General features: G+C 52.7%; 10 protein-coding genes and 2 pseudogenes. 2 read left to right on the top strand and 10 right to left on the bottom strand.

Annotated elements, in window-relative coordinates:
- Nucleotides 1-295 precede the first annotated feature (295 nt).
- The 8 genes and pseudogenes from CIK94_RS13405 to CIK94_RS13360 all read right to left on the bottom strand — a co-directional run bounded on the left by CIK94_RS13405 (nt 296) and on the right by CIK94_RS13360 (nt 11034).
- Complete coding sequence (locus CIK94_RS13405) at nt 296-1309, bottom strand: PCMD domain-containing protein (RefSeq protein ID WP_254046227.1); 1014 nt, start codon at nt 1307-1309, stop codon at nt 296-298.
- 63 nt (nt 1310-1372) lie between these two features.
- On the bottom strand, nt 1373-3019 hold the full coding sequence (locus tag CIK94_RS13400; RefSeq protein ID WP_158216585.1) for a phosphoethanolamine transferase: 1647 nt from the start codon (nt 3017-3019) through the stop codon (nt 1373-1375).
- Nucleotides 3020-3065: 46 nt separating this feature from the next.
- Entirely contained in the window at nt 3066-4226 is a 1161-nt protein-coding gene (locus CIK94_RS13395) for a BamA/TamA family outer membrane protein (protein WP_022310908.1), read from the bottom strand.
- Between the two features lie 214 nt (nt 4227-4440).
- Nucleotides 4441-5202 (bottom strand): LytTR family DNA-binding domain-containing protein, encoded by a 762-nt coding sequence (locus CIK94_RS13390; protein WP_022309537.1) that lies wholly within the window; start codon nt 5200-5202, stop codon nt 4441-4443.
- Between the two features lie 12 nt (nt 5203-5214).
- Complete coding sequence (locus CIK94_RS13385) at nt 5215-7224, bottom strand: histidine kinase (protein ID WP_094423327.1); 2010 nt, start codon at nt 7222-7224, stop codon at nt 5215-5217.
- 589 nt (nt 7225-7813) lie between these two features.
- The gene (locus CIK94_RS13375; protein ID WP_216821951.1) at nt 7814-9829 is read right to left on the bottom strand and encodes a helix-hairpin-helix domain-containing protein; all 2016 of its coding nucleotides are present in this window, start codon (nt 9827-9829) and stop codon (nt 7814-7816) included.
- 421 nt (nt 9830-10250) lie between these two features.
- A pseudogene (locus CIK94_RS13365) lies at nt 10251-10652 on the bottom strand (magnesium chelatase); the annotation flags it as partial.
- A gap of 61 nt (nt 10653-10713) precedes the next feature.
- Entirely contained in the window at nt 10714-11034 is a 321-nt protein-coding gene (locus CIK94_RS13360; protein WP_022310597.1) for a hypothetical protein, read from the bottom strand.
- Nucleotides 11035-11216: 182 nt separating this feature from the next.
- Here CIK94_RS13360 and CIK94_RS13355 point away from each other — a divergent pair, with 182 nt between their 5' ends.
- Nucleotides 11217-11633: a Fur family transcriptional regulator gene (locus CIK94_RS13355; RefSeq protein ID WP_094423324.1), complete on the top strand. Its 417-nt coding sequence runs from the start codon at nt 11217-11219 to the stop codon at nt 11631-11633.
- A 5-nt stretch (nt 11634-11638) separates the two neighbouring features.
- The gene (locus CIK94_RS13350; RefSeq protein ID WP_094387528.1) at nt 11639-12205 is read left to right on the top strand and encodes a 6-carboxytetrahydropterin synthase; all 567 of its coding nucleotides are present in this window, start codon (nt 11639-11641) and stop codon (nt 12203-12205) included.
- 85 nt (nt 12206-12290) lie between these two features.
- Here CIK94_RS13350 and CIK94_RS14905 read toward each other — a convergent pair whose 3' ends face one another.
- Together CIK94_RS14905 and CIK94_RS14810 are read right to left on the bottom strand one after the other, a co-directional pair.
- Nucleotides 12291-12644: a tyrosine-type recombinase/integrase gene (locus CIK94_RS14905; protein ID WP_094423323.1), complete on the bottom strand. Its 354-nt coding sequence runs from the start codon at nt 12642-12644 to the stop codon at nt 12291-12293.
- Nucleotides 12637-12739 (bottom strand): annotated as a pseudogene (locus CIK94_RS14810) (DDE transposase); the annotation flags it as partial. The pseudogene CIK94_RS14810 and the gene CIK94_RS14905, both read right to left, overlap by 8 nt.

Below are 12739 nucleotides of genomic sequence, written 5' to 3'. Positions count from 1 at the left end.
TGCCCTGACAAGACAAGAATCGACCAAAATTACGATAAAACTCCGAAAATAAGCAAACGATGGCAACCTCGGAAGGCATACCCTCGTCTATAGATATTGAATTCTTAGAATTAAACGACAACCCCTACTTTAACGTTCAATTCTTGTAAATATCAGTATAATTGTCAAGCCCATCTACCATAATACCACAAAAATGGCACTCTATAAAGGAATTGAATGGTGACTATTGCCAGCTATATTAAGCCCCAAAACAGTCATTAGGCCGTTTGAGGTGTTATGTTATGACCTATTTGGGTTAATAAGCCATTCTGACATTGTCTACCCATAGCGTGTTGCCGATGGAGCCTATGTAGGCTCCGCCGTGACTGGAGTCAAACTGCAGAATAAGGTGGGTAGGGATGTCGTCGGCGTGTGCCCATCCTATTTCTTTGACAGGCACCATCTTGCCCTTGGAGTTCTTGGCCCACTTGGTGTCATCGCCAGTAATCAGCCCCATGTAAGGTTTGTAGAACGGCTGGTGGGTGATGTCGCCATAGTGGATGGGGAAGGAGGCGTCTTCTACCCATCCGTTGGTGTTGTTGTCAAAGCGCACCACCATGGTGCCCACGCGCTTGGCGTAGAGGTTGCCCTTGGCGTCTTCCCATCGTTTCTGCAGCAGGCAGATGCAGTCGCACATGTCTATGCCTGGCACGGTCTTCACCTTAGAGAAACCTGTCTCCTTGATGCGGTTGGGCTGGCCTGCGAGCTTCACCTTATAATCAAACATCAGCGCCTTGGGTCTTGCCGTGAAGCGCATGCCCGCATCGAGTTTGGCCATGGGGTTGGAGGTAGAGGTGATGGGTTCGAGCATCTGTCCGAGGTAGATGCTTCCGGCAGCCAACACCTTGATATTGACGATACCCAGTACCTTGCACGTCTCGATATGGGTGACGAGCTTGGCGCAATAGCCATGTCCAGGGTGGGTGTCGCGGTAAACTGACTGATTGGTCTTGATGATGCCCGACACCTTGGCCATGACATTGGATGTGCCCCATGGCGAACCAGCCCAGTTGACATAAGGTGTATTTCGCTTCCATGCCTTTGCGGGTGCAATCTCATAGAGTGTCTTCAGTTGTCCGCCGATGATGGCGCTCTCTTTCACTTGGCGTGTGACCCATTGGTTCATGTCGCCGTACTTGATGAGTACGGTTTTGGAGTACAGAGCGCTATCGTAGTCTGTCTGTAGCGTGTCTTGTTCACTTCTATAGTCGGCCTTTACCACAACGGCCATTCCCATGATGAGGGTGACTCCAAGAATTATTTTCTTCATACTCTGTTTTCCTTTCATTTTAGAGTTGTCTATGGTTGGCTCGCTCATGGCGACGGGTGTTTGTTATTTCATCCTCTTCTTCATCTGCTTCATGTCGATGGGTTGCATACACGCATCGTAGGTGCGTGGCTGGTTGTGATCGTCGATGAAGAGGCGGGGATGGTCTGTATATGACTGGCTGGCCAACGACAGTGAGTCGTTGCGGTAGCGTGTGGCTACACCGCCCATAGATAGCAGAGTATGAAACACGCTGTTGCTCTCGGCAGGGCGATGCCTGTTGGCGGCAAGGTGTGTCACGATGTCGGCATGGTGCTGCTGGTAGACGGGTGAGGTCCACACCACGAGAGGCACATGGAGCTGCCAGTAGGATGGGAACGGTGAGGCGTGGAGGAAGAGATTGCGATGGTCGTCGAAGATGTCTTCGCCATGGTCTGACGTATACATCATCGCCGCACAGCCGCCTGTACCTTCGAGCGCCGTCATCACCTGGCTGAGCAGCAGGTCGGTATGGCGAATGGTGTTGTCGTAGGCGTTGATGAGCTGCTGTCGGTATGACCGTTTGGCGCCGTCATAATGGTCGGGGGTAAAGATGCGTGCGGCCTTGGGGTAGCGGTCTGCGTAGTTGAAATGAGAGCCATAGGTATGGAGTACCACAAACAGGCGTTGGCCTCGATGTGCTGTCAGTTGTTGCTGCAGTGGTGTCAGCAGATAGGTGTCGTCGGTAGTCTCGGGATGACGGTCGCGCAGGAACAGACAGTAGTCGGCCTGCTCGCCGAGGTAGTCGATCAAGGAGTGGTTGCGCTGTTGGTTGCTCAGAAATACGGTGTGATAACCCGCCTCTCTGAATGCCTGCATGATGCCCTTGGTGTGGTAGAGTATGTCGTAGTTGTCGGCATCGGCCATCGACAACAGGATGGGTACGCTCTTGTGTGTGGTATTGCTTTGGCTCATGTAGTCGGTGAAGACTGTCAGTCCGTGTGCTTTGGACAGTAGTGGGTTGGTAGGTCGGTGGTAGCCATATAGTTGCCAGTTGTCGGCACGGCTGGTCTCGCCGATGACCAGCACCAGCGTCTCAGGCACGGAGTCGGTGAAGGTGTAATGGGCGTGGTAGCTGAAGGATGCCGATGCCGAGGGATAGTCGGTGGTGGCTTTCTGCCGGGTGAGCGCGATGCCAAAGTTGTATACGGCATTGAGAGGGAACAGGTCGGTCGTGGGCGCATAAGGGGTGACTCCCGCGAGTACTGTGGTGATCACTGCTGTGCTTGCGGTGGCTATGAGTGCTGGTCGGCGCTGTCGGCGCAGGAGTGTCTTGTCCAGATATAGGTGTCGCCGCCACAGTATGGCTGCCAGCGTGAGCGTGGGGATATAGATGATTACCACCCATACGATGGCAGGCATCAGTTGTGAGAGCAGTTCGCCCACCTCGCCCGGGTTTGTGGTGACGAGGTTGAGCCACATGTCGACGGCGATAGGTCCGCGCCCATAGAGATAGGTGAGTACCATCTGAAAGGCGCCTAAGAATAGCAGAGGAAAGAGCAGGATGATGGTGCGCCCCACCTTGCGCGAGAGAGTCAGCACCAACCAGTAGGCAGCCAGAGGCGTCACCACATTCAGCAGGCGTCCGCTCCATGAGAGCGACTCGGTAACGGCCAATATCAGGTTGGGAAGGATGAGTACCCCAAGAAATATGAGAAAGATTGTTTTTTTCATAAACATTGGTTTTATTGAGCCTCAAGCCGGGCATCCTGAGCTACCCTTAGAATGCCTCATTGATATTGAATATAAAACCTGTGCCTCTGCGGCTGAACCCATAGTCGAGTCGCACGTTGACACCTTTTTTGAACTGCCAGCGGTAACCGATGCCAGCGTTGGGCAGAATCTGTCGGAATCGCAGGCTACTATAGTCGGGAAACACTTCGGCGGCGCCCAACCATACCACCATGCCATTGCGATGCCAGATATGCTGGCGTAGCTCCACTTGGGCGTCGATGATATTCTTGTCGCGATAGCGCCCCTCGTAGTAGCCGCGCATACGATTGCTCGACCCCACATCAGAGAGCATGGGCCAGGGCACGTGGCCTGCCGATTGTCGTGTGTGAAATTCGCCCGCAATGACGGCACCTCTCCAGGCACGGCGATAGGTCGACACTTGCAACTCGCCCGACCAGTAGGTGTCGTTGTTGCCCAGGAATGTAGGGTTGGCTGTGAGGTCGGCCTGGACAAACCAGCCTCGAGAAGCGTTGAGCATGAAGTCGCGCGAGTCAAACGTATAGCTCAATCCCACCGACACGTCGCTCACCGTGAGCGGTTGTCCGGCCAGCAGTTGAGGAGCGCGGTTCTTGAGCTTGTAGGCGTGTACGTATTGGTAACGCACAATGGGACCGAGATAGGTGTAACGGTTGAGCGGCACAAGAAAACGTGCCATCACCTCAAACTTGGTCCGGTTGTACTTGCTCTTGTTGTCGTTGTTGTCGCTCTGCGGAAAGTTAAAGCCCCATAGGTAGGAAGGGAAGGTGTAGACATAGAGTCGGTAGTCGATCCGATAGTGTCTGTGGGGCAGGAAGGTGTTGCCTCGTAGGCCTATCATCAGAAATCCCTTGGTGGAAACGTCGCTATAGAGAGAGGCGTTGGAGAGTTTGAGGGTGCTGTCGGAGCGGTTGGTGGAATAAAGTGCCGATGCCACCAGGCCCACGCCCAGTCCTGTGTCAGAGGCGTAGTGCGGACCGCCAATGATGCCAAAGTCTATCTTCTTATCGGGCTTGGGCTTGTCGGACTCGGAAAAATACTGCAATAGTCGGGCTACCAGACTGCGTTTGGGCTGTATGGCCAATGTGTCGAGTGGGGCTGCAATGCTATCCTGCGCCCAAATCGGGGTGTGGACGGCCAGTAACATTCCTATGATAATCAAAGCCTTCATACTATTGCCATAGAAAACTTGTGCAAAGATAATTGTTTTTTTCGTTATACACTTGTATTATCCCAAAAATCGAACAAAGAAGTATGAATTATGTCGTTTATCCCCGGTAATGCCCTTTGATTCGTGGAAAAACATGTCGGCCCTACTTACGATTATGAGCAGCCAAGTCCATGGCTGCCCATAATCGTAAGTAGGATTGCGGATATACTATATATTATAAGGTATAGAAAGCATCCATCAGGTCGCGGCGGTAGTTCTTGCTCACCTTGAGCTCGCGGTTGTCTTCGTAGGGATAGCCCAGTATGCAGGTATTGTCCTGTATCATCATGATGTGGCTCACGTTGACGATATATCGCTTGTGGATTTGCACAAACGATGGCGAATAACGCAGGATGAAGTCGCTGTTGGTGCGGCTGCGCAGGATGTAGGTGCTGCCGTTGGTGCATACCGCTTCCCAGTGCTTGCCGTCGGCGTCGAAGCGGAAGAATGCCACATCGGCGTCGCGCAGAGCGATGTGCTCGTTCATGGCGTTGACCACGAGTATGCGTGGCTGGCGCTGCTCTGCGGGGCCTGCCGCTTGGGGCAGACTGGCGAGCTTGTCTTCATAGAAGCGGGTCATGGTCTGGGCCAGGTCTTGGGGCGATGGCGGCTTGAGCAGATAGTCGAACGCCTTCTGGCGTATGGCGTCTATCATGTACTTGTCGTGGCCGGTGTAGAATACCACCTTGGTGTTGGGGTCTACCTCCTGGTGGAGCAGCTGGCAGAGCTGTATGCCCGTCATGGTGGGCATCTCGACATCGGTGAAGATGAGGTCGGGAGCCAGCTGTATGATTTCTTCTATGGCTGTGTCGGCATCGGTGCTGGTGCCTATCACCTTGACCGAATACTGGCTTTCCAGCATGCGGCGCAGCACTTCGATGGCGTCGCTGTTGTCGTCGACGATGTATACGGAGGTGAGCTGTTTGCGTCCGAACATAGTGTATGGCTGTTATAAGTTATAGTTGTACTCGTCGGGCACCATTATCCATGAGCGGCAGCCCGACATGCCGTTGTCGTCCTTATAATTGGTCACGCCGAAGGTAATCTTCTCGCGGTTGTGGTCGTTGAGTATCTGTATGGTCTGGCGCACCACCTTCATGCCGGTATGCTCGCCCACGCTGCCGGCGGTGAGTCCCACTCCGTTGTCCTTGACCTCGATGCGGGTCATGGTCTGCTCGCGCGTCACGCTGATGTCGAGCAGTCGGGGCGAGTCGGCCTTGAGCGGGCGCAGTCCGTGCTTGATGGCGTTTTCGGCGAATATCTGTATCACCATGGCTGGCAGCCGCACGCGGTCGGCATCCACATCGGGCGCCACGTGGGTGGTGTAGCTGAAGTTGTCGCCCATCTGCTGGGCTTCGATGTTGACGTAGTAGCCCACAAACTCCATCTCCTCGTTGAGGGTGCTCATGAGTGCGTCGGCACGCTCCACGCCTCGGCGCAGCAGCTGGGTGAGGGTGTTGAGGTTGACCTCGTGTCCGTTCATCTGGGCGAGCATCTCGTGGTTGAGCGCATTGTAGATGAAGTGGGGCGATATGCGGTTGCGGGTGTTCTTCATGCGCAGCTTCAGCATCTCCTGGCGTGCCTTCATCTCGCGCATCTGTCGGCGTCGGCGCAGCAGCACGATGGCGAAGCACATGGCGAGGATGACCACTACGGCGAAGAGGAAGAGTCCCCATGCCAGTGCGCCGAGATAGCGCTGGTGGTCTATGATGTGCTGTTGCTCGGCTATCTGCTTGTCGTGGCGGTATCTGAGCATATTGGCATTCATACGCATCTGGATGTTGGCGGTCTGCAGAGAGTCGTTGATGGTGTGCATCTGTCGGTGGGCGGTGTAGGCTTCGTCGTATCTGCCCATCTGCTGGAACACATTCTCCTTGGCCTTGAGCCTCTGCACGATGGCGGCGGGTATCATGTATTGTGGCGTGTCGCTCTCGCGGGCTATGCCCAGCGCCAGGGCGTGATGGCCTTCGAGCATGGCGATGTTCATCTCAGAGGTGTGGGTGTAGTAGAGGCCGATGTCAAAGCCCACCTTGCGGAAGAAGCTGTCGGCCTGGTGTATGGCGGCTTTGGCGGGCGCTGCCTTGCCCAGACAGGCATAGGTCTCGCCCAGGTTGGCCTGCACGGTGTAGTAGTCCCACTCTCGCTTGGGGTCGTCCTTGACCAGCTGGGCAGCCTTGAGGAAGTAGGGCAGAGCCCGTCGGTAGTTGTCCTGCAGATAATAGTCATTGCCCCGGTTGTTGTAGTAGATGAAGCGGTCGCCCTGCTGCATGTGGGGCAGCAGTCTGGCTGTGCGCTTCCACCACAGGTCGCTGTTGGTGTAGTCGGCCATGAAGGTATAGGCGGTGCTGATGCCGAGCATCACCACGATGCGTGCGTTGGGATTGGTCTGCATCGAGTCGGCGAGCGCCAGTGCCTGCAGATACGAGTCGGCGCTGAGGTCGAGCCTTCCCATCTGGCGGTAATAGTCGGCCTGGTTGGTCAGCGCGGTGAGTATCTGTTCGCGCTCCTTGTCGGTCTGTCGCAGCAGGGTGATGGCATGGCCGTTGTAGACCTGTGCCGAGTCGGGGCGGCCCAGTATCACGCTGTTGTAGACGCCCTTGCCCAGATACCACTCGGCGCGCAGCTGGTCGGTGGCTTGGTCGTGATGGTCGGCATGGCGGTCGAGATAGGCTCCTATGCGGTCGAGGGTGGCGGTCATCGAGTCTATCTTCATGTCGGTGTAATAAGCCTTGTTGAGGGTGGACAGCCAGAGATAGTAGGTGGTGCTGTCGTCGGCTTCGGCCATCTTCCGGGCGATGGCCTTCATGGCATAGTCGTCGTTGCCGGCGGCGATGGAGTCTTCTATCGCGTGGCGCTGCTGCTGAAACGTGTCGTCGGTATGTCTGCAGTTGCAGGCTGCCAAGAGGAGAGAGGCAGCGATGAGTGATAATAGTTGTATATGTCTTTTCACGTGGTTCATATTCGGCAGATTGAGAGTAAGATGCTACAAGACAGCGACTTGGCGATGGCTCCCGATGGCTCTAAGCGACGGTGTGGCGGCTGTCTTAACCATACAAAGTTAGTCATTTATCACAACAGTAAACCTTTTATCCACGATTTTTTTGACCTGCATGGTTATTTTTTCCCTTTTATCCCCGTTTTCGGCCTCTTGTCGGGCTTTTCACCCTTTCAGGGCATAATGCCGGAAAGGGGGGGTTGGTAGGTGTTGCGGTTTTTCGTATATTTGCAGTCACAAGAGTTAATTACAAAAGATGTATGATGTTATCCTATGCAAACGCTAACTAATCGGAATATATTTTATCTGAGTTACAAACACGCAAGGACACTATGCTGAATAGTGGGCCTTGCTCTTAAAGAAAACGAATACATAAGGAGTGCAATATGTGGAAACGATGACGTAAGAAAATACTCTCCACGATAATCCTATATTAAATCTCTCCACAGTGTTGTTGACCCATATATGGCTGAGACAGCCACAGGCTTATTTTGTACGAATCTCCAACACGACCACACATTTCTCCCCACATCATTGCACTCCTTATTGTTTGTCACAACCTTATTCTCAACTGCATTTCTATATCGGTCTGCGAGCTGGCGTCTATCTGCTGCAGGCCCGATGATATGTGGTCGCGATCGAAGTAGTCGGTGGTGGCTGCCTTGAGCGCTATCATCACCCTGCGCGACAGTGTGGCGCGGGCTGTGAGTGCGTAGCGTATGCCGTGGCCGTAGAATGCAGGATTGGCAAACGAGTAGAGCAGTCCGTACTCGTAGCCATAGAGGCGGCTTTCGTAGTCGTCGGTGTCAAAGTAGGAGAGTGCGGCGGAGAGCTGCAGCCAACTGCCGGCGTAGCGTATCTGCTCGGCGGCGCTCCATCCCATGCTGCTCTCGCCCTTGGTGCTGTAGGCCATGCCCATCTGCGTCTTCGAGGTCCATCGTCCGCTCTGTATGCTGAGTGTAGTCTGTGCGCGGTGGGTGGCATAGTCGTCGAGAGCCGTATGGGTGGCATTGTCCTTCTGCCGCAGCTTGATGCGGTAGCGCGTCTGCCATGTGAGCAGCCGACGGCGATACTCTATCTGCACCAGATTGTCAGACGCGTGGGAGGCGAAGGACACACCGTAGCGGGGCCAGGTGAAGTAGGCATAGTCGGTATAGGCGAGTAGGTTCCAGTGGCGCGCCAGGTGCCAGATGGCAGAGAGGTAGAGTCCGTTCTCATTGCTCACCTGGGTGCCTTCGGCAAACGAGCGGCCCATGAGGGCATGGTAGCGGTAGCTGTAGAAGCGCTGGATGGCTATGAGCGACAGCGACTGGGTGGGGGAGAAGCTGAGGCGGTTGATGGTGGCTATGCCGCCGCCGTCGCCCGTGGCTGTCTCTCCGGAGAAAGCCCACTGGGGTGACAGCCAGCTGTACTCGGCGCCGATATTCCAGAACCTGTCGCCCGTGGGAGCATATCGGCGGTAGAGGGCAGTGGTGTCGGGGCGCAGCAGTCGGTTGTAGCTGTTGTAGACTCCCGTCAGCCCCAGTCGCAGTCCGCCGTGGTGATAAGCCACATTGGCTCCCCATAGCGTCTGGGCGGTGTTGTGGCGTCGGTCTATCTCGCTCTGGGTGCGGTGGTAGCCGCTCTTGAGCAGGGTGGCCACGGTGAGCGAGTCAGAGTTGAGCGTAGCATCGACGAGGCGGTGAGAGGCAAAGAGGGTGGTTTCGATGCGACTGCTCATGTCTATCGTGGCAGCGGCTCCCTGCAGATAGTTGGCTTCCGAGCGCGACGAGTGTCCGCTTATCACGGTACTCTGGCGCCCCAGGCCGTTGAGTGCCGACAGTTTGCCGAAGCTGTAATTGGTGTTCATCACCAGTCCCGACCCTATCCGCAGCCGGTAGCGTCCCACCACCAGTGAGCGCAGCCATCCCCGGTTCTGCAGTTGGATGTAGAAACTGTAATAGTCGTATCCCATAGAGTTGGGCTGACTGAAGAAGGGTTCGCCCGCGTCCTGCGCGCCCACAAGTCCCACCTTGACATCCTGTCCGTAGTTGAAGGTATATCTCACCCAGTGGCGGTAGGGATAACCCAGATAGCCATGGTCGTCACCGCGACGGTCATAGCAGGGCAGTTTGAAGTAGCCCATAGCCTCGTGCTTGCCGTATTTCAGGATATTGTTGAGCGAGAACGCCTTCTTGCTGCTCGCCGGTTCACCGAGATAGGCAAAGTATTGCAGGAGCCGCATCCGCCGTTTGTCGGTGATGTCGGCCACCAGCAGCTCGGCCCATGTATGCACCTCGCCCACCTTATCTATATATTCCACCAGTCGCAGATACTCTTCGGGTGTGATAAAGGGCAACTGTCTGAGTTGCTCGGGAGTAGAGTGATTGATGTTGATGGGGTTGGCAGCGAGTTCGCACAGCTCGTCGTAGCGCTCGCTGATATCCTCGTTCTCGATGTCTTCTATCAGCCCCGACTGCATCAGATATTCCTCCCAGGGCTGGCGCGACTGGGCAGATATGTGTAGGGTGGCAAGCAGACACAGGGCTGTGGCGAGCCATACTCTTCCGTGTTTCAATAGGCGTGACATCTGTAGTAATGTGGTTTGCAGTAGTTATTATATGTAGAGACTCCATGCGCTGTTCTTCATCTACGGCTGGAGCGGGGAGCGTCGTCGGTTGCCGCATGCCCCTCTGGATGAAGACCGGTCATAGGTTCCCTATGTTTATGTAAGATAATCGCTGTCACAAAGATACTGCTAATTGTTCAGAGAGGAAAACTTATTTGGATAAATTTCAGATAATGTGTAGTCTTGGTTGGCATTTGATGGTAAAAATGGTTATTCCCTCTTAGTTCTATCGCGATTAAACAACTCAGCCATCTGGTTTTGTGTCAGCCATACGGTCTCATTTTCCAGCTTTACATTCAGCTGCACACTTCCGTCTTCCGAACGGTATATTTCTATAGAATTGCTCATTTAGTCTCTGTTGTGTGTTAGCCCATCCATTGCCTTACAGTCCTCTCTCAGCCCAATCGCCTCTATCGAGGTTGCGGTATCCGATGGCTTCGCTGATGTGCTGTACCTCTACACGTTCTGAGCCGTCGAGGTCGGCGATGGTGCGCGCCACTTTGAGGATTCGGTTGTAGGCGCGGGCGGAGAGGGAGAGACGCTCCATGGCGGTGCGCAGGAGTGCGATGGAGGCTTCGTCGGGCTCGGCAAACTGGTGTATCATGCGCTCGGTCATTTGGGCATTGCAGTGGATGCCCTTGAAGTCCTTGTAGCGAGCGGTCTGGATGTCGCGGGCCTTGATGACGCGTTCGCGGATGACGGCGCTGGGCTCGCCTGGTTCCACCTTGGAGATGTCCTTGAAGGGTACGGGCGTAATCTCGCACTGGATGTCTATTCGGTCTAAGAAAAGAGGGGCCGCTGATTGTCCCACTTTTTGGCTCGCTCCATGCCATCTAGCACTACGCCTACGATGATTTATCAAGGACATAGGTGAATGGCCATTGTTTATGTTCACGATGCAAAGATAACACTTTTTGTTTAATTAGTCGAGCCTTTTTGATTAGAATTGCTCCATTGTGCATAGACTCTATACATTCCCACATGGGCCAGGTGAATTTCTGATAGACAGAATCTAAGGAATGTATTTCGATGAGGTTGAGTCCGATAACATGTTTTTTGAGGTCTGTATTGCGGTATTGCTTCTTTACGACAGCATAGGCGCGTCCCATATCCTCAAAAATGTAGGGCGCAACGTCGGCGAAAGATTCCGATTCAAGACCATCCATAGTGATAATATAACACTTGGGAACCACATCATTATATGTGAACCCCCACCAGTATGCCACTATCTTCGAACAGATAAATAGGTGATGCGGCTTTATTCTTCAAAAAACAGCAATTTTGTTGATAAAAAATTTGCAAATGCGAAATATTATCATTAACTTTGCAGCATCAAAATACGAGAAGAATGGAAAGTACGGAGATTATAAAGAACGCAGGCCTAAAAATCACTCCGCAACGTAAAGTGGTTTATGAGATTATGATGGAATTGCGTCATGCTGCCATTGATGAAATAATCAAGTGTGTGCAATCCAAAGATAATGAGATAACCATCTCAACCATCTATCGCATTCTTGATTCGTTTTGCAAGGCTAATCTGTTGTCACTTGTGTTCCATCCCGAAGTGGGGAAAAGCTATTATGACATTACCGTGACAGAGCATCACCACATATTCGAGGGAGAGAGCATCTTGGATTATATGGATGAAGAGCTTACGGAATTGATACGACAGTATTTGAAAGAAAAGAATTTTGCATCGGTTGACATTAGCCGAATACAGGTGCAGATAACGATAAATAATCCAAAGTTAAACTCTAAAAAGTAAAAAGTATGAGAAGTATCACGACTTTCGATTTGCAGTATGCACATCGGTTCTATGGCTTCCAAGGCGAAGCCCAGTATCTTCACGGTCACACTGGCACACTGACCATTGAGGTGGAAGATACGGTTGAAGAAGGTGTAAACATGGTGTACCCTTGTAATGAAATCCAAAAGGTGGCATGGAGCCTGTTGAAGAATTTTGACCATGCCTTGGTGCTCCGCGAAGATGACCCTTTGCTTCCTGCCATTCTTGATGTGTATGAAAAGCAAGGCATCAAGAACGGCCATCCGCAAAACAAAATGAAAGGAGAGGCCTTCAAGACAGAATTGGCAACGGCTTACCCCGATGCCCGTCTGGTTGTTACCAAAGAAACCATGACAGTGGAAGGTATGATTAAGATTGTATATGACTTGTTGAAAGACAAACTGAACATCGTTAAAATCACTTTCACAAGCGGTGTGAATGCCGGGTCTGCCGAGTTTACCACAAAGAATAACATCGACCGCTGTCCTCTTTGCGGTGTCGCCCTCAATGCGGATGGAGTATGCCCAAAATGTGGTTATCGGAAAAAATAATCCACGTAAAGCTGCATATAAAATAAAGTAATGATGAAAATATGGGGCTGTGTTGTAATTAAGGTTTACGGCGCAGCCTCGTATTTTACAAGTTAGAAAAATAATTTGAAATTCGGCTAATGGCTTCAACCTTTGTTTCCATAACCACATCGGCATACACCTGTGTTGAATTTATGCTAGTATGTCCGAGCAACTTGCCTACTGTGTACAAGTCACCTCCGGCAGCCAGTGTCAGCACGGCAAATGTGTGACGGCCCGAATGGAAACTGACATTTTTCGTAATCCCTGCATCCGCAGCCATTTTTTTAAGATACCTGTTACATACTCCCAATATAGTCAGTTCAAACACCTTTTGGCTCGGCTTGCATCCGTTTCGCTCAGGTAACCAATGCAAAGCCGATTGGTTTGGCTCACCCGATAAACCAAGGGGATTAGGCATATAGTTTTGTAAGTCTGAAAAGAAAGAACTTTATATCCGTTACTCCTCTTAAAGCAGCTCTAAACGCCTTTATTTTAGCATTGAATGATTCAGCA

Origin of the sequence: Prevotella sp. P4-51 (genome assembly GCF_002251455.1) — a bacterium.
Classification (GTDB): Bacteria; Bacteroidota; Bacteroidia; order Bacteroidales; family Bacteroidaceae; genus Prevotella.
Note: the sequence above shows the minus strand (reverse complement) of the source record. Positions and strands in the feature narration are given on the sequence as shown.